This window comes from Paracraurococcus lichenis (assembly GCF_030657435.1).
Taxonomy (GTDB): domain Bacteria; phylum Pseudomonadota; class Alphaproteobacteria; order Acetobacterales; family Acetobacteraceae; genus Paracraurococcus; species Paracraurococcus lichenis.
The window spans coordinates 20,798-43,383 of sequence record NZ_JAUTWS010000005.1; the positions used below are offsets into that span (position 1 = coordinate 20,798).

Annotated in this window: 13 protein-coding genes and 2 tRNA genes; 7 read left to right on the forward strand and 8 right to left on the reverse strand. The window is 73.3% G+C overall.

Annotated elements, in window-relative coordinates:
* Positions 1 to 75 precede the first annotated feature (75 nt).
* The 3 genes from Q7A36_RS06595 to Q7A36_RS06605 all read left to right on the forward strand — a co-directional run bounded on the left by Q7A36_RS06595 (position 76) and on the right by Q7A36_RS06605 (position 2,696).
* Entirely contained in the window at positions 76 to 1,167 is a 1,092-nt protein-coding gene (locus Q7A36_RS06595; RefSeq protein ID WP_305102875.1) for an enolase C-terminal domain-like protein, read from the forward strand.
* Between the two features lie 512 nt (positions 1,168 to 1,679).
* Positions 1,680 to 2,600 (forward strand): NAD(P)-dependent oxidoreductase, encoded by a 921-nt coding sequence (locus Q7A36_RS06600; RefSeq protein ID WP_305102876.1) that lies wholly within the window; start codon positions 1,680 to 1,682, stop codon positions 2,598 to 2,600.
* Positions 2,601 to 2,612: 12 nt separating this feature from the next.
* Positions 2,613 to 2,696 (forward strand) — tRNA-Leu (locus Q7A36_RS06605).
* A gap of 663 nt (positions 2,697 to 3,359) precedes the next feature.
* Here Q7A36_RS06605 and Q7A36_RS06610 read toward each other — a convergent pair.
* The 3 genes from Q7A36_RS06610 to Q7A36_RS06620 form a co-directional block, all read right to left on the reverse strand.
* Positions 3,360 to 3,434 (reverse strand) — tRNA-Gly (locus tag Q7A36_RS06610).
* Positions 3,435 to 4,062: 628 nt separating this feature from the next.
* Positions 4,063 to 5,475: a mannose-1-phosphate guanylyltransferase/mannose-6-phosphate isomerase gene (locus Q7A36_RS06615; RefSeq protein WP_305102877.1), complete on the reverse strand. Its 1,413-nt coding sequence runs from the start codon at positions 5,473 to 5,475 to the stop codon at positions 4,063 to 4,065.
* A gap of 244 nt (positions 5,476 to 5,719) precedes the next feature.
* Entirely contained in the window at positions 5,720 to 6,991 is a 1,272-nt protein-coding gene (locus tag Q7A36_RS06620) for a glycosyltransferase family 4 protein (RefSeq protein ID WP_305102878.1), read from the reverse strand.
* A gap of 183 nt (positions 6,992 to 7,174) precedes the next feature.
* On the opposite strand from Q7A36_RS06620, the gene Q7A36_RS06625 reads away from it, so the two are divergent.
* On the forward strand, positions 7,175 to 7,438 hold the full coding sequence (locus Q7A36_RS06625; protein ID WP_305102879.1) for a hypothetical protein: 264 nt from the start codon (positions 7,175 to 7,177) through the stop codon (positions 7,436 to 7,438).
* Between the two features lie 71 nt (positions 7,439 to 7,509).
* On the opposite strand, the gene prfB is transcribed toward Q7A36_RS06625, so the two are convergent.
* Positions 7,510 to 8,641, reverse strand: a protein-coding gene (gene prfB / locus Q7A36_RS06630; protein WP_305102880.1) for a peptide chain release factor 2 whose coding sequence is annotated in 2 segments (ribosomal slippage) — positions 7,510 to 8,571 and positions 8,573 to 8,641 — 1,131 coding nt in all. Because the reading frame shifts where the segments join, the coding sequence is not laid out codon by codon here.
* Positions 8,642 to 8,787: 146 nt separating this feature from the next.
* On the opposite strand from prfB, the gene Q7A36_RS06635 reads away from it, so the two are divergent.
* Together Q7A36_RS06635 and Q7A36_RS06640 are read left to right on the forward strand one after the other, a co-directional pair.
* Positions 8,788 to 10,365 (forward strand): DUF1800 domain-containing protein, encoded by a 1,578-nt coding sequence (locus tag Q7A36_RS06635; protein WP_305102881.1) that lies wholly within the window; start codon positions 8,788 to 8,790, stop codon positions 10,363 to 10,365.
* Positions 10,366 to 10,384: 19 nt separating this feature from the next.
* Positions 10,385 to 11,611 (forward strand): DUF1501 domain-containing protein, encoded by a 1,227-nt coding sequence (locus Q7A36_RS06640; protein WP_305102882.1) that lies wholly within the window; start codon positions 10,385 to 10,387, stop codon positions 11,609 to 11,611.
* A gap of 240 nt (positions 11,612 to 11,851) precedes the next feature.
* Here the strand turns inward: Q7A36_RS06640 and Q7A36_RS06645 are convergent, their stop codons facing one another.
* From Q7A36_RS06645 to Q7A36_RS06660, 4 genes are all read right to left on the reverse strand, one after another.
* On the reverse strand, positions 11,852 to 14,386 hold the full coding sequence (locus tag Q7A36_RS06645) for a penicillin-binding protein 1A (protein ID WP_305102883.1): 2,535 nt from the start codon (positions 14,384 to 14,386) through the stop codon (positions 11,852 to 11,854).
* A 77-nt stretch (positions 14,387 to 14,463) separates the two neighbouring features.
* Complete coding sequence (locus Q7A36_RS06650; RefSeq protein WP_305102884.1) at positions 14,464 to 16,185, reverse strand: hypothetical protein; 1,722 nt, start codon at positions 16,183 to 16,185, stop codon at positions 14,464 to 14,466.
* Positions 16,186 to 16,206: 21 nt separating this feature from the next.
* Entirely contained in the window at positions 16,207 to 17,160 is a 954-nt protein-coding gene (locus Q7A36_RS06655; protein ID WP_305102885.1) for a UbiA prenyltransferase family protein, read from the reverse strand.
* Between the two features lie 218 nt (positions 17,161 to 17,378).
* Complete coding sequence (locus tag Q7A36_RS06660) at positions 17,379 to 18,515, reverse strand: N-acetylmuramoyl-L-alanine amidase (RefSeq protein ID WP_305102886.1); 1,137 nt, start codon at positions 18,513 to 18,515, stop codon at positions 17,379 to 17,381.
* A 758-nt stretch (positions 18,516 to 19,273) separates the two neighbouring features.
* Here Q7A36_RS06660 and Q7A36_RS06665 point away from each other — a divergent pair.
* Positions 19,274 to 22,468, forward strand: coding sequence for an Rne/Rng family ribonuclease (locus tag Q7A36_RS06665; RefSeq protein ID WP_305102887.1), 3,195 nt, complete (start codon positions 19,274 to 19,276; stop codon positions 22,466 to 22,468).
* Positions 22,469 to 22,586 lie beyond the last annotated feature (118 nt).

The following is a 22,586-nucleotide window of genomic DNA, read 5'->3' on the forward strand; positions in this document are numbered from 1 at the left end:
GGCGCGTGGTTGCCGGCGCGCGGTTGCCGGGGCGGCGGGCGGGCGGCACCATCCGGCCGAGCCGGAGGAACGCCCATGCTGCCCAGCCTGACCATCCAGGAGGTCGCGGTGCGCGCGGTCGACGCGCCGCTCGACCCGCCGCTGCGCAACAGCCTGAACGTGATCCCGCGCGCCCCGCTGGTGATCGCGGAGGTCCGGACGCGGGAGGGCGTGGCGGGCCATGCCTATGTCTTCCCCTATACGCCCGTGGCGCTCGGCGCGACCGCGGCGCTGGTGCGGAACATCGGTGCCGGCCTCGCCGGCCGGGCCCTGGCGCCGGCGACGCTCTGGGCGGAGCTGCACAATTCCTTCCGTATCCTGGGCACGGAGGGGCTGGTGCAGATCGCCCTCTCCTGCCTCGACATGGCGATGTGGGACGCGCTGGGGCGGGCGGCCGGCCAGCCGCTCTGCCGGCTGCTCGGGGCGGAGCCCCGCGCGGTGCCGATCTATGCCTCGCTGCGCGGCTGGGGCGCGGCGATGCTGGCCGAGGAGGCCGGGCAGGCCGTGGCCGCGCTCGGCGCGGGGGCGGTGAAGTTCAAGCTCGGGCAGCCGCGGCTGGAGGACGACCTGGACACGGTCCGTGCCGTGCGCGAGGCGGTCGGCCCGGGCGTGGACATCCTGGTGGACTACAACCAGGGCCTCACCCGGCCGGAGGCGGAGCGGCGCGGCCTCGCCCTCGAGGCGCTCGATGTGCGCTGGCTGGAGGAGCCGCTGCCGGTGGACGACGATGCCGGCCTCGCCGCGTTGCGCGGGGCGCTGCGGCTGCCGGTGCAGGGCGGGGAGAACTGGTGGGCGCCGAAGGGCATGGCCCGGGCGCTGGCGGCCGGGGCGGTCGATCTCTGCATGCCGGATGCGATGAAGATCGGCGGCGTGACGGGCTGGCAACAGGCGGCGGCGCTCGCCGCGGCGCACCGCGTGCCGATGTCCTCCCACATCTTCGTCGAGGCCAGCGCGCAGCTCCTGCCCGCGACGCCGACCGCGCATCTGCTGGAGCACCTCGACGTGGCCGGGCCGCTACTGCGCAACCCGCTCGAGGTGCGGGACGGGATGGGGCTGGTGCCGGAGCGGCCGGGTCTCGGCCTTCACTGGGAGGATGCGGCGCTGGCCCGCTGGGCCGCCGATGTCTAAGCAGACTTTCGCGTGTTGGGCCACACTTCGTGCGGCCCAACCCTTTGCAGCGAAAGCCTGCTTAGGGCTTTATTGCAGCGCAAATCCGAAGGGGTTTGCTTAGGGCATCCTCACGCCGACCGCGCAGCGAGAGGATGCTCCAGGCGTCTGATACGCCGGGCCGATCTACGCCCCGGGCGTTTCCACCCTGCGGCGATCTGCTCCAGGCGCGCCCTTCCCCTCCTGCTCGCCCTGCCATGGCTCGCCGCCTGGACCGGCTAGCTTGGCTCCGTCCGGCTGCCCGGCGGCCCCACCCGGGGCAGCATGACCCATGACGAGGCCGTGGCCCGCGCAACGGCCTGATCACGCTGGATCGCCTGCCGGCCGGGGACCGCGCCCGCCGCCGAGCGGCCCTGGACCGTGCTGCCGCCGTCGTTACCATGCGCGCCGGAGCGGAGCGCCGCAGGGCCGAACGGCCCGACGACGAAACTCCGCCCGCCAGTCGATTGTCCAGAGCCGGGGGACCGAGGCCGATGCGTGCACTCTTCGTGGATGCCAATGACTCGCTGGCCGCGGTCACCGAGCGGCTGCTGCGCCCCGACGACCCGGAGGTGGGGATCAACCTCGACGCCGAAATCAGCCCGGCCGACCTGCCGAGGCTGCTCGCGGGCCACGAGATCGCCATCGACGACCACACCGCCTTCCCGACCGAGATCGTGAAGCAGTGCCCGTCGCTGAAGCACGTCGTCTTCCTCGGCACCGGCGCGCGCAGCTACATGAACCCGGAGGAGCTGGCCGAACAATGCGGCGTCCAGGTCCACATCATCAAAGGCTATGGCGACACCGCCGTCGCGGAGATGGCCTTCTCCTTGCTGTGGGACGCGGCGCGCCAGGTCGCCATGATGGATGCGGCCATCCGCGCCGGGGACTGGCCACGCGTGGTCGGCATGCAGCTCACCGGCAAGACCATCGGCCTGATCGGCACGGGCGGGATCGGGGCGGAGATGGCCCGCCTCTGCGCCGGCATCGGCATGAAGGTGCTGGCCTGGAACCGGTCGCCCAAATCCTTGCCCGGCGTCGAGTTCGTGCCGCTGGAGCGGCTGCTGGCCGAGAGCGACGCGGTCTCGCTGCACCTGCTGCTGAACGACGAGACGCGCGGCTTCCTCTCCCGCGAGCGGATCGCGCGGATGAAGAAGGGCGCCATCCTGGTGAACACCGCCCGCGGCGCCGTGGTGGACGAGGCGGCGATGTGCGACGCGCTGGAGAGCGGGCATCTGGGCCACGCCGCGCTCGACGTCTTCGTTGAGGAGCCGCTGCCCGTTGGCCATCGGCTCAAGGGCATCCGCAACGCGACGCTGACCTCCCACGCCGCCTTCCGGACCCCGGAGGCGAGCGACAACCTGATCGGCGCCGCGCTGGACCATTGCCGGCGGATCGTGAAAGAGGGCAAGTAGCGCGGCCGGCACGCCCGCCTGGCGGAATGGTAGACGCAGCGGACTTAAAATCCGCAGTCCCTCGGGGATGTGGGGGTTCGAGTCCCCCGGCGGGCACTCTCCTCCCGGAAAGGGAGCATGTCTCGGCAGATCGAGGCTCGCCGAGCCAATGCGACTGACGGCAACGCCTCCGGGTTCGTATGCCGATTGGTAGTATTCGCGGGCCGAGATTCAGTGTTCGTGCGATTCGTGCCGAAGGTCCCGGCGCCATGCCGGTATGCCGCGCCCGGATCCCGGACGATGGGTTGGCATATACGGGCGCATGTCGGCTGCGCTGCAATGGCCGGTCTTCTCGCTCTGCGCTGCAGCGGGGAGACGCCGCGGCCGGCCTCGCGCATCTGCTCGATGCTCTGGACGACGCATCCCTGGACGGCGCCCGGGACAGTGTTCCGGATCCTTCAGCATGGGAAAGAATTGCTCGAAGCCGCGTTCCGGGACCGCGCCCCAGAACATCCTCGAGTTCTGGAAGACGTCCAACGCGAAGGTCCTGCGCGCCAGCAGACCTCCGCACGGCCCCGGTCGGCCGTTCTGGCTTCGAACACGAGCACCCGCCATGATCCGGGTCGATCGAGAGACGATCCAGCCAACCTAAGGCAGGCTATCGCGGATTGGGCCATCGTTCGAAAAGATCCCAGGGCGGCCCGATTCCATGAGACGGAAGCCTGCTGAAGATCTTCTTGCGGCGGAAGCCCAAGGGGTTTGCTGAGACCCTTTGAAGGCTGGAGCGGGCGATGGGAATCGAACCCACGACATTCAGCTTGGGAAGCTGACGTTCTACCTCTGAACTACGCCCGCCTATCCCATTAGCTTAGCGGGACAGGCCGATGGCGGCAAGCCAGTGGCGGGACCGGCATGGTGGATTGGCCGGTCTCCGGGCCGCCGCGACCCCGATCGGGCCCTCACCCGGGGCGGCCATAATCAAGGTGTAGCGCCGATCCCCGCCTTGCCGGGGCGGCCTGCGTCGAGACCCTATAAGCAACCTGCCGCCTGACCGAGCGCCTTGCTGTCTCGCCGGATGAGACGCGAGTGTCTGGTCATGAGGATCATCCTATCCGAGTCGGCCATCGCTGACCTCCGCCGCGAGGGTGGCAAGGCACAGGACTTGTGCGACATCGCGGTGCGCGGGCTGGTGCTGCGCCTTCTCCCCTCCGGCCGGGCGAGGTGGTTCGTCAGGGCGTGGGAATGGCTGGCGGTGTGGCAGGCAGCGAAGCGCGAGTCGCCCAAGCTGCGGGCGTTCATGCGCCTGCTGCTGCTGACCGCCACCCGCGTGTCCGAGACCGCCGACATCGCCGTGCATGCCGCCAGCGCCGTCGGAAGAGGATCGGCCGGGACGCCCGAGCCTGGCCGCTCACCCGCTCGGCCGCCTTCCTCCTGGGAGCAGGCAAAGGCCGAGCAGGCGCACGGACAGGCCGGGGATGCCCGATCACACGCGGCCGTAGGTATCCTCGATGCGGACGATGTCGTCCTCGCCGAGATAGGCGCCCGACTGCACCTCGATCAGCGTCAGCGGGATCATGCCCGGGTTCTCCAGCCGGTGCACGCAGCCGAGCGGCAAGTAGATGCTCTCGTTCTCCCGCAACAGGATGGAGTCCGCATCGCGCTGGACCACGGCCGTGCCGTTCACCACCACCCAGTGCTCGGCGCGGTGGAAATGCTTCTGCAGGGACAGCTTCTGCCCCGGCCGCACCGAGATCTTCTTCACCTGGAAGCGGTCGCCCTGGATCAGCCCCTCGTAATGGCCCCAGGGGCGGTAGATGCGGCGGTGCTCGGTCGCTTCCTTGCGGCCTGCGGCGCGCAGCCGTTCGACCAGCAGCTTCACGTCCTGCGCGCGCTCCCGCGGGATGACGAGCACGGCATCCTCGGTGGTCACCACCACCATGTCCTTCAGCCCGACCACGCCGGTGAGGATGCCCTCGGACCGGACATAGCAGCCCTCGCTCTCCACGAGCTCGACCGGGCCATGCGTGACGTTGCCGCCGGCCTCCTTGGGGGAGGCATCCCACATCGAGTCCCAGGAGCCGAGGTCGGACCAGCCGATATCCGCCGGCACGACCGCCGCACGGTCGGTCTTCTCCATGACGGCGTAGTCGATGGAGATGGCGGGCGCGGTCCGGAAGGCCTCTGCGCCGAGGCGGACGAAGTCGAGATCGTGCTTCGCCCCCGCGAGCGCGGCCTTGACCGCCCGCAGGACCTCGGGCGCATGGCGCTCCAGCTCGGCGACCAGGGTCGCGGCGGAGGCGACGAACATGCCGCTGTTCCAGAGATGCCGGCCGCCGGCCAGGAGATCCGATGCCTTGCGGGCATCCGGCTTCTCGATGAAACGGGCGATGGCCTGCACGCCGGGGGCGTCCGGCAGGGGGCTGCCGGCCTCGATATAGCCATAGCCGGTCTCGGCCGAGGTCGGCCGCATGCCGAAGGTGACGATCCGGCCGCCCTCGGCGGCGGTCATCGCCTGTTCGAGTGCCGCGTGCAGGGCGGGCACGTCGCGGATCGAGGCATCCGCCGCCATCAGCCAGAGGACCGCCAAGGGATCCTCCTGCTGCACCAGCAGCGCGGCCGCGGCGATGGCCGGCGCGCTGTTGCGCCCGGCCGGCTCCAGGATGATGCGGGCGCCCTCCACCTTCGCCGCGCGCAACTGCTCCGCGACCAGGAAGCGATGCGCCTCGTTGCAGACGACCAGCGGCGGGGCGAAGCCGGCGCCCTTGGCGCGGCTCGCGGTCTCCTGCAGCATGGTCCGGTCGGAGACCAGCGGCCAGAACTGCTTCGGATAGCCTTCCCGCGAGAGGGGCCAGAGCCGGGTGCCGGTGCCACCCGACAGGATCACTGGAACGATCACCGCAAAGCCGCCTCTTCGCTGGGTTGATGCGCCGGATACCTCACCGGCAACCGCTCGACAATCGGGTCTTGCCGCGCTGCAGCAATACCGGAATCAGGCGCCGCGACGCACTGTGCGCCAACGCACAGACGGCTGCCGGAAGGCTGCAGTGGTTTGTATTCAATACTGAATGCAATCCACTGCAGGCCATTGATCGCATACCGAATTCACGCTCCCGGACGTCCACCTCCGCCTGCGATCCGCTCTAGCCGAGGCCGGGCGGCACCAGGTCGCGGCTGCCGCCGAGCCGCGGCCTCCGCCCGGCCGCGACGTCGTCGATCAGATCGATCAGGTCGGGCAGGCAGCGGCTCCGCAGGTCGTAGCGGTCCACCACCGTCTGCCGCGCCGCCCGCCGCAGCGGCCACCAAGCCTCCGGCTCGGCCAGGGCCAGCACCACCGCATCGGCAACCTGCACGGGGGAGAAGAAATCGACCAGCAGGCCGTTCCTGCCGTCCTCGATCACCTCCTGCACCGGCGGCGTGGCCGAGCCGACGATCAGGCACTCATTGGCCATGGCCTCCAGCATCGACCAGGAGAGCACGAAGGGATAGGTCAGGTAGACATGCGCGGAGGACAGGCTGAGGATCGCCTGGAGCTGCGGATGCGGCACCTTGCCGACGAAATGCACGCGGCCCTGGTCGATCCGCTCGCCAACCTCCTGCAGCATCACCGCCCGCCAGGTGCCGCCTTCCCGTGGTCTCGAGCCGTAATGCGGCTCGTCGCCGCCGACCAGGACCACCTGCGCATTGGGCCGCCGCTCCAGGATCGAGGGCAGGGCGCGCATGAAGGTCGGGAAGCCGCGATAGGGCTCCAGCCCGCGGCCGATGAAGGTCACCACCTCGTCGCCCCGGCGCAGCGTGGCGCCGTTCGGCAGGGTGAAGGCCGGGTCCGGCAGGCGGCGGATGGTCTCCGTGTCCACGCCCTCATGCACCACCGAGAGGCGGTCCCGCGCCCAGTCCGGGAAGCGGCTGGCCTGCCAGCGGGTCGCGGTATGCCCCCAGTCGGAGGCCTGCAGGCAGAGCAGGTGGTTGGCGTTCAGCGTCCGCACGCGCGCGGCATCGTCGATATGCACCGGGCCGGGCGGGTCGAAGCCGACATCGCCGCCGGCGGAGGTGTAGTAGTACTCGTAATAATAGAGCATGCGCGCATCGGGGAAGACGTCGCGCAGGTACAGCCCCTCCCCCCAGCCCGGGTGGCAGCAGACCATGTCGGGAACGAAGCCCCGCTCCTTCAGCGCGAGGCCGGCGCGCGCCACCTGCTGGCCGCGGTAGACGGCATTCTCCAGCCGCCGGACATAGCGGTGGGTCTTCTCGCTGGCGGCCGAGGGCGGCTGGTAGCGCAGGTGCTGGACGCCCGGCAGCGCCTCCCCGGCATTCTCGCCGAGCGCCACCACCCGGGTGCCGGGCCGGGCGGCAAGGGCCGGCGCGACATGGCGGTACTGGCCCGGGAAGTTCTGGTGCACGAAGAGGACCCGCATGCGGTCGCAACCCTGCGTTGTGGTGAGGCGGGCAGGTCTGTCCGCCGCCGCCCCCTCATGCACCATGCCTCCAGGGCGGGCAAACGACTTCGTGAAGGCCGGGCAGGCTGCCGGAGCCCGGTGCGGGCACACTTTTACGCGCGGCACGCAACGAGGGTCACCACCCCCGCTTAGCGCCGATGCATGCAGCCCGCATTCGACCGCACGGACTGGTCAGTCCTCTCCAGCCTGCTCCGCCTCGCCCAGCGCGAGGGGTGGCGCGTGGAATTCGCCCCCGACCGCATCCTGGTGACGAACCGCCGCGCCGCGGAGGGGGTGACCATCCTGCCGGCGGCGCTGATGCGCCATGCCCGGCATGGCGGCTGGCAGGCCGCGGTGCAGCCCGGGGAGATCGCGCTCCGCCATCCCTCGGTGCGGCAGCAGGTCATGCTGCGGCTGGAGGCGTGAGGCGCGCTTCGGCCGGGGCACCGGACGGCGCAGGGGCCTGAGCCGGCCCGCCCAGCATCCACGGCTTGGCCTCAGCGCGCCTGGGCGCTCGCCTCCGACCGGGTCGCGCCGACGCGGGCGGCCAGCGCCGCGGCCATGAAGTCATCGAGGTCACCGTCCAGCACGGCGGCCGGATTGCCCTTCTCGAGGTTGGTCCGCAGGTCCTTGACGAGCTGATAGGGCTGCAGCACGTAGTTCCGGATCTGGTGGCCCCAGCCGATATCGGTCTTGCCGGCCTCGACCGCGTCGCTCACCGCCTCCCGCTTGCGCAGCTCCAGCTCATACAGACGCGCCTTCAGCATCTCCATGGCGATCGCCCGATTGCGGTGCTGGCTGCGGTCCTGGGTGGAGGCGGCGATGATCCCGGTCGGGATATGGGTGAAGCGGACGCCCGATTCCGTCTTGTTCACGTGCTGGCCGCCGGCGCCGGAGGCACGGAAGGTGTCCGTCTTCAGGTCGGCCGGATTGATCTCGATCTCGATCTTGTCGTCGATCACCGGATAGACGTAGACGCTGGCAAAACTGGTCTGGCGCTTGTCGTTGCCGCCGAAGGGGCTGATGCGGACCAGGCGGTGCACGCCCGTCTCGGTCTTCAGCCAGCCATAGGCATTCGGGCCGCTGACCTGCATGGTGGCCGATTTGATCCCGGCCTCCTCGCCCTCGGACTGTTCGGTCAGCTGCACCTTGTAGCCGCGCTGCTCGGCCCAGCGCTGGTACATGCGCAGCAGCATCTCGGCCCAGTCTTGGGCCTCGGTGCCGCCGGCGCCGGCATTGACCTCCAGATAGGCGTCGTTGGCATCCGCCTCGCCCGAGAGCAGGCTCTCGATCTCGCGGCGCTTGGCCTCGGCGGCGAGGGATTCGAGATCGGCGACGGCGGCATCCGCGGTCACGGCATCGCCCTCGGCCTCGGCCAGCTCGATCAGCTCCAGCGCGTCGCGCACGGCCTGCTCGAGCTTCCTGACGCCCTCCACCTGGTCGGCGATCCGGCCACGCTCGCGCATGACCTTCTGCGCCGCGGCGGCGTCGTTCCAGAGGGTGGGATCCTCGGCGCGAGCGTTCAGCTCATCGAGGCGGCGAAGGGCGGCATCCCAGTCAAAGATGCCTCCTCAGCAGGGACACCGAGGCGGTGATCTGCTCGTTCAGGGATTCGGCGTCGGCGCGCATGGCGGCTGAGATAGGGCCGGCGCGGCGGGCCGTCCAGCGCCGGACCGACGGTTAAGGAAGGCGACATTCCTTCACCCGAGTTCACTCGCCCTCCGGCCAGGCGGCCGGATAGCCTGTGACCCTGCCGGTTTCGCCAGGAGATTGCCTTGGCCGCATCCGCACTTGGCCTCGACGCCGCCCATCGCGTCCTCGCCCGCGCCGCCTATGGCGCCCGTCCCGGAGAGGCCGAGGCGCTGTCCCGTGACGGCCTCGCCCCCTGGGTCGAGCGGCAGCTCGCCCTGCCGGCCGAGGAGCCGGCGATCGAGGCGCGGCTCGCCGCGCTGCGCCTGCCGATCCGCTACCCCGCGAAGGAGGGCGCCTGGCCGGCGGTGGAGGAGGACCGGCCGCTGACCCGGCTCGGCATGAGCCAGGCGGAGAACTGGCGCTTCTGGTCCCGCGCCGAGGCCCCGGGCCGTCCCGCCGCCCTGGTCGCGCCGCAGGAGATCGAGCGCGCCCGCCTCGAGCTCTCGGTCGCCACCCTGGTCCGCAAGACTGCGGCCGAGGCGCAGCTCCGCGAGCGGCTGGTCGAGTTCTGGCACGACCATTTCTCGGTCGGCGTCGCCGCCGCGGCGCAGGTGCAGGCCTCGCTGGTCGAGCACGACCGGCGCATCCGCGGCCAGGCGCTGGGGAATTTCCGCGCCCTGCTGGAGGCGACGGCGACCAGCCCGGCGATGCTCTTCTACCTGAACAACCAGAGCTCCCGCGCCGGCGCGCCGAACGAGAACTATGCGCGGGAGCTGCTGGAGCTGCACACCCTCGGCCGCCCCGCCTATTACGGCGCGGCGCGCACGACGAAGGAGGTGCCGCGCGACGCCGAGGGCCGGCTTGCCGGCTATGTCGATGCCGATGTCTGGGAGACGGCGCGCGCCTTCACCGGCTGGACCGTCGCGGCCGGGCAGCCGCTGGACGGGGCGCGCCGGCTGCCCGACAGCGGCGAGTTCATCTTCGTCGAGCCCTGGCACGACCAGTACCAGAAGCAGGTGCTCGGCCGGCAGCTCGAGCCCTTCGCCGGCGCCATGGCGCATGGCCGCGCGGTGCTCGACATCCTGGCCGGGCACCCGGCGACCGCGCGCTTCGTCTGCACCAAGCTGGTCCGCTTCCTGGTGGGCGAGCCGGTGCCCGAGGCCGTGGTCGGCCGCGCCGTCGCCGCCTTCCGCAGCGGCCTCGCCGCGCCGGACCAGATCGCCCGCACGGTGCGCGCCATCCTGGCCGGGCCGGAGATCGCCGATCCGCACCTCGGCCGCATGCGCCGGCCGCTGGATGCGGTGGCGGCCGCGGCGCGCGCCTATGCGCTGCCGCTCGCGCCGACGGCCCCGTTGCTCGGCCAGATGGCCGGCGCGGGGCAGGCGCTGTTCGGCTGGCCCTCGCCGGACGGCCAGCCGCTGGAGGCCACGCAGTACGACGGCGCCGGCGCGCTGCGACTGCGCTGGGGGATATTGCTCAACCTCGCCCGCGGCGCGGGCGGCACCGGCGCCTCGCCGCTCTTCGCGGAACTGGCGGGCCAGCCGGTCGCCGCGGCGACAGCGCGGCTGGCGAGGCTCGCCCTCGGGCCCGCCGGCGCGCCGGTCGCGGAGACCGTCGCCGGCGTCTGGCTGCAGGCCGGGCGGCCCGAGCGACCGGGTGGCGCCGAGGTGGCGGAACTTGCCGGCTGGGTGCTGACGGCGCCGGCCTTCCAGCGGGTGTGAGAGAAGGAGAGACCGCGCCATGACGATGCTGCTCGGCCGCCGCGGCCTGCTCCGCGCCGGACTCGCCGCCACCGCCCTTCCCGGCCTGCGCGGCCTGGCCTTCGCCGCGCCGGCGGCGCGGGAGGTGCCGCTGCTCATCCTCGTCTCGCTGCGCGGCGGGATGGACGGGCTGCATTTCCTCTCCCCGGCCGACGACCGGGACTTCACCGAGTTGCGGATCGCACCGCTGCGCACCGCGGCGGAGGGCGAGAGGGCCGGGGCGCGGCTCGATGCCTCGCGGGAGGTGGATTTCCGCCTGCATCCGGAGGCCGCGCCGCTCGCCACCATCTGGCGGGAGGGGCGGATGGCGATCTGGCCGGCGGCCGGCGTGCCGCTGGCGACGCGCAGCCATTTCGAGGCGCAGGCGCTGATGGGCTGGGGCCAGGGCCGCTCCGGCGAGGCGCCGCCGCATGGCGGCTGGCTGGCCGCCTGGGCCGAGGGGCTGGGCAGCGGCGCGCCGGTGATCGCGCTCTCCGGCCAGGACGCGGCGGCGGCGGCGCTGGTCGGCGGGCGGCGGACGCTGACGGTGCCGACGTTGGCGGGCGGGCTGGAGGTGCCGGGCGGCGCCTTCGGCGAGGCGATGCTGCAGGCGCTGCACGGCCAGGCCGCCGGCCCGGCGGCGGAGGCGGGGCGGCAGGCGCTGGCCAGCCTGGCCAGCCTCGACCGGGCGCTGCCGCGCGACGCGGCCGGGCATGTGCTGCCCTATGCGCCGGCCGCGGGGGTCGATTACGGCCCGGCGGCCGAGTTCGGCCGCGGGCTGGCGACGGTAGCGCAGGTGGCGAAGCTCGACCCCGGGCTGACCGCCGCCGCGGTGGACCTTGGCGGCTGGGACACGCATGACGGCCAGGCCGGGCGCTTCGCCAACCGCGCGCGGGTGCTGGCGCAGGGCCTGGCGGCGCTGGATGCCGACCTGCGGGACCTGCCGCGGCGCTGGACGGTGCTGGTGGCGAGCGAGTTCGGCCGGCGGCTGCGCGCCAACCGCAGCAACGGCACGGATCATGGCCGGGCGGGCGTGATGTTCGCCTTCGGCGGCGGCGGGCACCGGCCCTTCGGCCTGGCGCGGCAGTTCGGGCCCTGGCCCGGCCTCTCGACGGAGGCGCTGGAGGAGGGCGTGGACCTGCGCGTCGCCACCGACTACCGCGACACCTTTCGGCAGGTGGTGGCGGAACTGGCGCCGGGCGGGCCGGTGCCCTTCGCCCGCACCTGATCGCGTCAAACGGGCGCCCGTGCAGGGCGCTCGACACCGTCGAGCGACCCCGAGCCCAAGCCATGATGCCGGAGCCGCGTCAAGGGTGCGGCTTCGCCGCACCGCGCGTCGTGCCGAAGGCGCGCTATTCGCGCGACGCGCGGCTATGCCTTTGACGCGGCTCCGGCATCATGGCCGTCAGCAATGGTCGCCTTCGACGCAGTCGAAGGAGCCGTAAGGCGCCTCCGCTGACGCGGGGTGTCAGTACAGGCCGCCGAGGCTCTGGTCCGCGCCCGCCGCCGTGCCGCCGCCGGACTCGCCGCCGACCGGCCGCGCGCTGTTCTCAGTGCCCGGCCGGAAGGCCTCCAGGATCGTCGCATTGCCGTCCTGCATGCGCACCAGCGCGACGCCCGGCGGCGCACGGAAGGGTACCGGCGGGCTGTCCTTCAGCGCCGCCTGCAGCACCTCGCGGAAGATCGGCGCGGCGTTCTGCCCGCCCGTCTCGTCCTTGCCGAGGCTCCGCGGCTCGTCGAAGCCCAGCCAGACCGCGATGACGATGTCGGGCGTGTAGCCGACGAACCAGTTGTCCACGTAGTCATTGGTGGTGCCGGTCTTGCCGGCGATCGGCCGGTTCAGCCCCTTCCCCGCGGCCATGCCGGTGCCGCGCTGCACCACGCCGGTCAGGATGTTCGTCATCTGGTAGGCGGCGATCGGGTCGGCGATCTCCGGGCGCGCATCCACCAGCGCCGGCGGCTCCTCGGACGGCGCCGGCGCGGCGCAGCCCTCGCAGGCGCGGGCGTCGCTGCGCCAGACCACCTTGCCGCGGCGGTCCTGCACGCTGTCGATGAAGGTCGGCGTCACGCGACGCCCGCCGCTGGCGAAGCCGGCATAACCGGCCGCCATGCGCAGCACCGTCGTCTCGCCCGAGCCGAGCGACATGGCGAGGTATTTCGGCATGGCGTCGATGACGCCGAAGCGCGCCGCGGTCTCGGCGACCTTGGCCATCCCGACCTCCTGCGCCACCCGCACGGTGACCAGGTTCAGCGACTTCTGCAGCGCGGTCCGGATGGTGACGTAGCCGTTGTAGCTGCCCTCGGTGTAGTTCGAGGGGCGCCAGGGCCCTTGCGCCGTCATCACCTCGATCGGCCCGTCGAGGAAGCGCTGGTTCGGCGGCACGCCCGCCTCCAGCGCCGGCAGGTAGACGAAGGGCTTGAAGGAGGAGCCGGGCTGGCGCTGCGCTTGCGTCGCGCGGTTGAACTGGCTCTTGTCGAAGGACCAGCCGCCAGCCATGGCCAGCACGCGGCCCGTCGCGGGGTCGAGGGCGACGATCGCGCCCTCCACCTGCGGCACCTGGCGCAGCGCGAGGCGCTCCGGCCGCGCCGCCACTCGGCCCTGGGCCGGGGTGCCGGGGATCACCTCCACCGGCACCACGTCGCCCACCGCCAGCACGTCCTGCATCCGCCGCGGCGCGGGGCCGAGCCGCCCCTCGCCCAGCGCCTTGCGCGCCCAGGCGGCATCGTCCAGCGCCAGCAACGCGCTGCGCGGCTGCGCCGGCAGGCGCGGGTCGGGCCGCTCCACCCAGCCGAGCCGCGCCTCGCCCGGCCGCACCTCCAGCGCCACCGCCAGCTTCCACTCCGGCAGCACGCCGCCCGGGCGCTGCACCGCCTCGAGCTGCGGCATCCAGTCCGTCGCGCCGGCCGAGATGCGCGCGACGGGTCCGCGCCAGCCGCCGCGCCGGCGGTCATAGGCTGCGAGGCCGCCGCGCAGGATGCCTTCGGTCGCCGCCTGCAGCGCGGGGTCCATGGAGGTGCGGACGACGAGACCGCCCTGCGTCGTCTGCTCCGCGCCGAAGCGGCTGATCAGGTCGCGCCGCACCTCCTCGGTGAAGTACTGGCCGACCGGGACCACCTCCGGCCGCCGCAGCGGACGCGGGACGATCGGCTCGGCCTTCGCCGCCTGCGCCTCCTCCCGCGTCACCGCGCCGTCCTCGGCCATGCGGTCGAGCACCCAGTCGCGCCGGGCGCGCGCGGCCTCGGGGTAGCGGAGCGGGTTGTAGTTGTTCGGCGCCTTGGGCAGGGCGCCGAGGAAGCCGATCTCGCCGAGCGTCAGCTCGTCGAGCCCCTTGTTGAAATAGGCCTGCGCCGCGGCGGCCACGCCATAGGCCTGGTAGCCCAGGAAGATCTCGTTCAGGTAGAGCTCGAGGATGCGCTCCTTCGGCAGCGCCTCCTCGATGCGGATCGCCAGGATCGCCTCCCGCGCCTTGCGCATCATGGTGCGGTCGGCGCCGACCAGCATGTTCTTGGCGACCTGCTGGGTGATGGTGGAGGCGCCGCCCATGCGCCGGCCGGTGCCGTACTGTTCGATATTGGTGATGACGGCGCGCAGGATGCCCATCGGGTCGACGCCGTGATGCTCCCAGAAGCGCTGGTCCTCGGCGCTGACGAAGGCGGCCTGGAGCCGCTTCGGGATGGCCTCGATGGGGATGAAGATCCGCCGCTCGGAGGCAAGCTCCGCCAGCAGCCGGCTGTCGGCGGCATAGATGCGCGACATCTGCGGCGGCTGGTAGTCGGCGAGCCAGCGGTAGTCCGGCAGATCGGCGGCGATGTGCCGATAGAGGCCGAAGGCGGCGACGCCGCCGGCGACCAGGCCGACGGCGGCGAGGGTGAAGAGGAACCGGAAGATGCCGCCGAAGGGCCCGCGGCGGCGGCGGCGCGGCCTCTCCTTCGGCGGCGCCGGCGGGCGCGGCGGCCTCGGGTCGGCGGTCAGGTCCGGGATCGGCTCGTCACGGGGGGGCATGGCGCGGGCTCATACACGGGTTCGCTGCGCGGTGCGATGACTCCCGGAGGCCGAGGCACCGGCCGCCGCCGGACGCCTCACCGCATCGGCAGATCACGGCGGCGCCACACCTCCACGAGGCCCGTCGGCGCCGACCGGGCGAGCCGCTCGTAGCCGGCCTCGAGGTCGCGCAGCACATCGGCGAGCGGCGGCCATGTCTTCGCCCGCTCCGGCACATCCATGCCCTGGGTCATGAAGAGGACATAGTCGATGTCCCGACCCGTCGCCGCCCGCAGCTCCGCGCGGTGCCCGGCGAAGCCGCCGGGAATGCCGCCGGCCCGCAGGATCTCGTCGGCCTGGCCGATCCCGGGCAGCGCCTCGACCGCCGGCGCCGGGCGCAGCCGGAAGAAGTGCCAGTCCGACATCAACTGATAATCGGAGAGGTTGGCGACGTCGCGGCCGACGAAGCCGTAGCCGGTATGGATCAGCGAGCCGAAGCGCAGCCGGAAGCCGTGGATCTGCTGGCCCGGCAATTGGTCGAAGGGCCCGCCGAGGAAGGTCATGCGCAGCGCCTCCATGACGGCGCCGTCCGGCACCTGCCGCTCCGCCCAGTCCAGTTCCGCGAGCCGCCCGGCGAGCTCCACATGGCCGAGGCTGCGGGTGACGGTCAGGCCGATCCCCGCCGCCGCCGCCAGCCCGATCACCGCGCGCCGGGCCGGCAGGGGCAGCGGTGCGCCGCAGAACCAGAGGAAGACGAGGTAATGCGCGAAGGGCGTCAGCCGCATCGGGATCTGCGGCACCAGCGCCGTCTCGGTCGGGGCGAGCATCGACAGGACCGCGATGCTGAAGCCGCCCCAGAGCGCCCAGGGCGCGGGCGAGGCGGGGGTGACCGCCTCCGCCCCCCGCAGCAGCCACCAGGCGGCCAGCGCCCAGAGCGTGCAGGCCAGCAGGCCGAGCAGCATCCAGTCGGAATACCAGAACCAGGCGACGTCGCCGCGCAGCAGCAGGGCGGAGGCCGCCCGCTGCGGCCACCACAGCGGCACGCCGAACTCCGCGCCGCCGAGGACCAGCTTGTAGACCAGCACGAGGCCGATCAGCGGCAGCGTCGCCAGGGCGAGCGAGATCTCCGTCCGCGCGGGCCGCAGCCGGCCGCCGCGCAGCCGCCGCCAGGCCAGGCTGCCGCCGAGGCCGCCGAGGACGGCGGCGAGGATCGGGATCGCCGCCTGGATATTGCCGGCGCAGGCGAGCACCGAGGCGGCGAGGAAGCCGAGCGCCTCGGCGGCGCGTCCCGTCTCCAGGTGCCGCGCCGCGAAGGCGAGGGCGGCGAAGCCGAAGGCCATGGCCAGCACCAGGCTGTGCGAGCCCATGTAGAGCAGCACGGGCGCGCAGAGCAGCACGCCGAGCGCGGCATCCGCCAGCCGGCCGCGCATCTGCCGCAGGCCGAACAGGACGGCGGCGAGGAGCAGCGCGACCTCGGCGAGCGCCAGCGCCCATTCCGCCCGGGCGGGCGGCAGCCATTCGAGCAGGCGGGAGAGCAGCCAGGGCGCGAGGTTGTTGGTCGGGCCCGGGTCGTTGACCACCATGAACAGGGCCGAGACCGGCGCCTGCCCGGCCTGCAGCAGGGCGAAGCTGCTCGCCGTCTGCACATGCGCCGGCCCGTCCTGGCTGGGGAAGCGGCCCACCAGCAGGAAGGGCAGGAAGGCCACGGCACCGACCAGGAGGATCAGGGCGAGGCGGCCGGCGCCGCCGAGCGGCGGCGCCCATCCGGAGAGGTCGCGCGCGCGGTCTTGCCGCGGCACCCCCGACAGCGCGGTGGACATGGGACCGGTCGCAGCCCGTGCCTAGTAGCGCAACGGCACCATCAGGGCCTCGAGGAAGGGCAGGTCCACGAAGGTCAGCAGCGCGACCACGGCGGTCAGCAGCCCGCAGAAGGCCAGGAAGCGCCGCTCGCGGTGCAGCTTCTCGGGCGCCTGCGCCGCGCTGTCGGCGCGCAGCGCGATGGCGAGGTACCAGGTGAAGAGCAGCGCGAAGAGCGGCAGCACCAGCACGTATTCGATGCGGTACTTCACCAGGAAGACGCCGAGCAGGAAGCTCGCCAGCAGGGCATAGAAGAAGGAGGACAGCAGCAGCGTGTCCTCGGTGTAGAAGCGGAAGCTGCGGCGATAGGCGCCGGCGATCTCCGGATTGCCGATCCGGCGGTACTCGCTGTAGCGCTTCATCGCCATCAGGAAGGCGCCGCCGAACCAGTAGGCGAGGATGAGGGAGGAGGGCGGCAGCGCATCGGGGATGATGGCGAACCAGCCCATCAGCAGGCGCAGTGGGTTGTTCACGCTCTCCGAGAGGACGTCGAGATAGGCGCGGTCCTTGGTGCGGATCGGCGGCACGTTGTAGAGGATGCCCATGCCCAGCAGGACCCAGGCGGTCAGCAGGAAGGGCTTGCCGAGGAACATGGAGATGCCGAGCCCGGCGGCGGCCAGCAGCAGGTACTGCAGCACCACGATGCGGCCATCCAGCCGGCCCTGGGCGCCCGGCCGGGCCTGCTTCAGCGGATGGTGCCGGTCGGTCTCGGCATCGAGATACTCGTTGATCGTGTAGTTGGCGCTGGCGATCAGGCAGAGCGCCACCAGCGCCGCCAGCACCTCGGCGATCGCCGCCGGCTCGAAGACCCGGCCCAGCACGATGGCCAGCGCCGCGCCGGGCAGCATGAAGATGTTCTTGATCCAGTGGTCGGGCCGCGCGATGCGCACATAGTCGGCGGCGCGTCCGCCGGTGCGGGCGAGGATGCTGTCGCTCAAGCTCTGCTGTCCCGTCTTGCGGAGGCCCGGCCGGGAAGTCCCGGCCCGCCGTCCTGAGGGTATGTCGATGGGCTCAGCAGTACCGGGGACGGCTCGCGCCACGTGCGCAGCAAATCGTGAGTCGAGGCCGGCTAGCGCAATCGTGGCGGATCGGAAGGCGAACTATCAACTTATAGATTAAATACCTCCGGAGTTACTTGCGCCCGCGGTGGGGAATGTCACCCCTCGGCCGCCAGCACCGGCCCGCGCGCGGCGAGGAAGGCCTGCACCGCCTCGGCCAGCGCCGCCGCCACCCGCGCCCGGTGCGCCGGCCGGTTCAGCGCCGCCTCGTCCTGCGGGTGGCTGAGGAAGCCCATCTCCACCAGGGCCGAGGGCACGTCGGGCGCCTTCAGCACGACGAATCCGGCCCGCCGGTGGGTATTGGGCAGCAGCGGCACCTCCCCCTCCAGCGCCGCGACCGCGAGCCGCGCGACGCGCTCGGACCCCGTCCGCGTCTCCTGCCGCATCAGGCTGAGCAGGATGCGCTGCACCTCCGGCGGGACGGAGGGCAGGCGCAGGCCGCCGGCCCGGTCGGCGGCATTCTCCCGCTGCGCGAGGGCGGCGGAGAAGCTGTCGGTCGCGGTCTCGGACAGGGTGTAGACGCTGGCACCCCGCGCCCCCGGGGCGGAATCGGCGTGCAGGGAGAGGAAGAGCGCCGCCTCCCGCCGCCGCGCCTGCTCGATCCGCTCGCCGAGCGGGATGAAGACGTCGCGGGTGCGGGTCAGCGCCACCCGGCAATGCCCGTCGGCCTCGAGCTGGCGCTTCAGCTCGAGCGCCGCGGCGAGGGTGATCCGCTTCTCCAGCGTCCCGCGCAGGCCGATGGCGCCCGGGTCCTTCCCGCCATGCCCGGGGTCGAGCACGATCAGCGGCAGCGGCCCGCGCGGCCCGGCCGCGGCCAGGGTCCGGCCATCCGCCAGCCGGGCGAATCCGGCGGCCGGGCCGGCCGCGAGCTCGATCACCAGCCGCCCCGGCGTTTCGCGGACGACCGGCGCCGCCACCGGGCCGGCGAGCAGAATCACAAGTTGTTGAGTGAGCGCCGGGCCACGCCGCTCCAGCCCCGTCACCAGCCCGGCGCCGCGCTGCCGGGCCGGGCCGGTCCAGGGCAGGCCCGGCAGGTCGAGGACCAGCCGCGACGGATCGGCGGCCGCGGCGAGCCGCCAGGCGATGCTCCGGGCGAGCGGCAGGGTCACCCGGGTCCGCCCCGCCCCGACGGATACCGACAGGCCGGCCGCCTCCGCCGGCGCCGCGCCGAGCGCCGCCGCCAGGGCGAGCAGCCCGCGCCGTCCCCAGGCGCCCTCGGCGCCGTCCTGTTCCATGGTCCTGCTGGTCCCGTTGTCCCCTGTGCCGGCGGCGGGGACGCGGCTCCCCCCGGCTCCGCGATCCGTCGCCCGCGCCCCGGCGCCTCCTTGCGCGGCAGATCGCCGCCGCGGATGCCCAGGCTCGCGGCATTCGGCATACCAAACGGGGGCGAGTCGGCGCCATGCCCAAGGACAGCGGCCTTGTGAAAGGACCGGCCACACGATTATGGTGAGTCGCCCCGGCGGCGCCCGCTGCCGGCGGAGGTTTGGGCGCAGCCGCGCCGGCCGGCCGCAACCCCAACCCGGGGTGGTCGCCGATGCGGCGCGCGGCAGAGGCCCGGCTTGGGGTAGGCGGCTGTTGCCGCACCCGCGCTTCGCCGGGCCGCCAGGCCGGGTTGCCGCCCCGATCAGGGCCGGCCCGGTTCGCCCGCCTTCGTCCTCGCGGGACCTGTCGCGCCCTGAACCCTCGGCGAGCCCCCGTCACCCCGGGCCGTCCCTGGTGCCAGCGTGACCGACGCCGCTTCGCCCGCCCGCTGCGGGCGTCGCGCCATGCGCGTGGGCACGAACCTGGGGCGCCGCCCCGGGGGACCGCCGCAGGCCGATCCTGGCGCGCCGGTGCCCCGTGGCCGCTCCGCCGAGAGAGGACGGGACACGCGCGCATGGAGGCAGGGATTGCTTGATGCCGGCGCTGCGCAGTCGTCCTCGATCGGGCCACGCCACCCCGATCCGCCGCATCGCGCCGCCGGCGCGCACCGCGGCGCGGAGCCAAGGCTTTCATGACCAAGCGCATGCTGATCGATGCATCGCACGCGGAAGAGACCCGCGTGGTGGTGCTGGACGGCAACCGGCTCGAGGAATTCGACCTTGAGGCCGCGACCAAGAGGCCGCTGAAGGGCAACATCTACCTGGCCAAGGTGGTCCGGGTGGAGCCCAGCCTGCAGGCCGCCTTCGTCGAGTATGGCGGTAACCGCCACGGCTTCCTCGCCTTCAGCGAGATCCATCCGGACTACTACCAGATCCCGGTCGCCGACCGGCAACGCCTGCTGGAGATGCAGGCCGCCGAGGCGCGCGACGAGGAGGAGGACGAGGAGGAGGACGCGGCGCCGGAATCGCCGATGGACCGCGCCGCCGCCGCGCCCGAGGCCGCCCAGGCCGAGGAGCCCTCGCCGGAGGCCGAGGCCGCCGCCGAAGCGGCGCCCCTCGCGCTCGAGGTCGAGCACCAGGCGGCGGTCGAGGCCTCGCCCGAGGCGGCAGGGCCCGCCGCGGAACCGGCCGCGGCCGAGCCAGAGGCGCCGGCCCCGGAGGCGACCGGGCGCACGGAAGCCCCGGCCGAGGCCGCGCCCGCCGAGCCTCCGCCCGCTGCCGAGGCGACGTCCGAAGCACCCGCCGAACCCGTCGCCGCGGCCGCGGAGGCGCCTGCCGAGGCCGCGCCCGAGCCGGCCGCGCCGCCGCTCGCCCGCGGCCTCGGCGACCAGCCCGACCTCGCCCGCCCGCGGCCGAATGGGCATGCCAACGGCCATTTCCAGGCCGAGCACGAGGAGGAGCCGGAGGAGGAGGCGCCGCCGCCCGAGACCATCGGCGGCGAGGGCCCCGAGGAAGTCGCGCGCGAGCGCCGCATCCCGCCCCGCTTCCTCCGCCACTACAAGATCCAGGAGGTGATCCGCCGCCGGCAGATCATGCTGGTGCAGGTCGTCAAGGAGGAACGCGGCACCAAGGGCGCGGCGCTGACCACCTACATCTCCCTCGCCGGCCGCTTCTCCGTGCTGATGCCGAACTCGCCGCGCGGCGGCGGCGTCTCCCGCAAGATCACCTCGGCCGCCGACCGCAAGCGCCTGCGGGAGGTCATCGACGAGCTCGGCCTGCCGCAGGGCATGTCCCTGATCGTGCGCACCGCCGGCGCCAACCGGCCGAAGCCCGAGATCCGGCGGGACTGCGAGTACCTGCTGCGCCTCTGGGACAACATCCGCGAACGGACCCTGCAGTCCACCGCGCCGGCGCTGATCTACGAGGAAGCCGACCTCATCAAGCGCTCCATCCGCGACGTCTTCTCCCGCGACGTCGAGGAGGTGCTGGTGGATGGCGAGGACGCCTTCCGCGAGGCGCGCGAGTTCATGCGCATGCTGATGCCGCAGCAGACGCGCAAGATCCAGCTCTTCCGCGACGGCGGCCTCTTCGCCCGGCACTCGGTCGAGCAGCAGCTCGACGCCATGCACTCGCCGACCGTGCAGCTCCGCTCCGGCGGCTACATCGTCATCAACCAGACCGAGGCGCTGGTCGCCATCGACGTGAACTCGGGCCGCGCGACGCGCGAGCGGCATATCGAGGACACGGCCTTCCGCACCAACATGGAGGCGGCGGACGAGATCGCCCGGCAGCTCCGGCTCCGCGACCTCGCCGGCCTCATCGTCATCGACTTCATCGACATGGAGTCGAGCAAGCATGACGGGATGGTCGAGCGGCGCCTGAAGGAGGCGCTGCGGCACGACCGCGCCCGCATCCAGGTCGGCCGGATCAGCCATTTCGGCCTGCTGGAGATGTCGCGGCAGCGGCTGCGCCCCAGCCTGACCGAGACCACCTTCGTCACCTGCCCGCATTGCCAGGGCCGCGGCCAGGTCCGCAGCATCGAGAGCAGCGCCCTGCAGGTCCTGCGGGCGATCGAGGAGGAGGGCGCCCGGCGCCGCGCCGCCGAGATTGCGGTGCATGTCCATACCTCCTGCGCGCTGTACCTGCTGAACCGCAAGCGCGACAAGCTGGCGCAGATCGAGCAGCGCTTCGGCATGGCCGTGGTCTTCGAGACCGACGACACGCTGCTGCCGCCGGCGCTCCGCATCGAGCGGCTGCGCGCCGCCGACCCGGCCCGGCCGGTGGAGACGGCGCCCGCCGCGTTGCGCATGGACTATGCGCCGGAGCCCGAGGAGGCCGAGGAGCCCGCCGAGGTGCCCGCCGAGATGGAGGAGGCGGAAGCCGAGGCCGGCGCCGAGGCGCCCGCCCGCGCCGAGACCGAGAGCGAGAGCGACCGGGACGGCCGCCGCCGCCGCCGCCGCCGTCGCCGCCGCGTCAACGGCGCGCAGCCGGAGGCCGGCGCGGCGCCGGACGGCGCCGAGGGCGAGGGCGAGGAGGGCGAGGAGGAGGCCGAGGCCGCGGCGGATGCCGAGGGCGAGGCCGCTGAGGCGCCGCGCGCCGAGGCCGAGGCCGAAGCCGGGCCGGAAGCCCCGGCCGAGGCGGCCGAGGGTGCCGCCGAGCCGGGCGACGAGACGGGCGAGGCCGGCCGCGACGGCCAGCGCCGCCGCCGCCGCGGGCGCCGCGGCCGCGGCGGGCCGGAAGGCCAGCCGGGCCGCCCGGGCATCGAATACCCGCCGCGCGTCGTCGAGCCGCAGGCGCCCCGCTACATGGGCCCGACCCCGGCCGATCCCTTCGCCGGGCATGTGGACGATATCCTCGCGGCGATGGAGGCGGCCGAGGCCGCCGCCGAGGCTGCCGCGGCGGCGAGCCGCCGGGCCCGCGCCGCGGTGCCCGCGGTCGCCGAGGCGGTGGTGGCGGAGCCGGTTGCCGAGACGCCGGTGCCCGAGGCGGCTTCCGAGGCGCCCTCGCCCGAGCCGGTGTCGGAGGCGCCCGCATCCGAGCCGGCGACCGCCGCGTCGCCAGAGGCCGAGCCCGTCGCCGCGGCCCCCGAGCCGGCCGTCCTGGCGGAGGCCGTGCCGACCGATGCGGCGCCGGAGCTGGCGGCTCCCGAACCGGCCCCGGTGGCGGAGGCGCCGGCCCCCGCCGCCGAGGCGCCGGCACCCGAGCCCGCCCTGGCAGCCCCCGAGGCTACGCCGGAACCGGAGCCCGTTGCCGCGGCGCCCGCACCGGAACCGGCGCCGGAACCCGCCCCGGCGGAGGTCGTGGTGCAGGGCCCGGCCATCCAGCCGATCAGCGTCGATGCGCTGGGCGAGGAGGCCCCCCGCCGCCGCGGCTGGTGGAAGCGCTGAGGCCGCGGCACCGCACCCCGGCGCCGGCCTGAGCGCCGGCCGGACCATCGCGACGTGAGGACCGGCAGGCGGACACGTGCCCGCCTGCCGGCCGCCCGCCGCAACCCCGTCGCGCTCT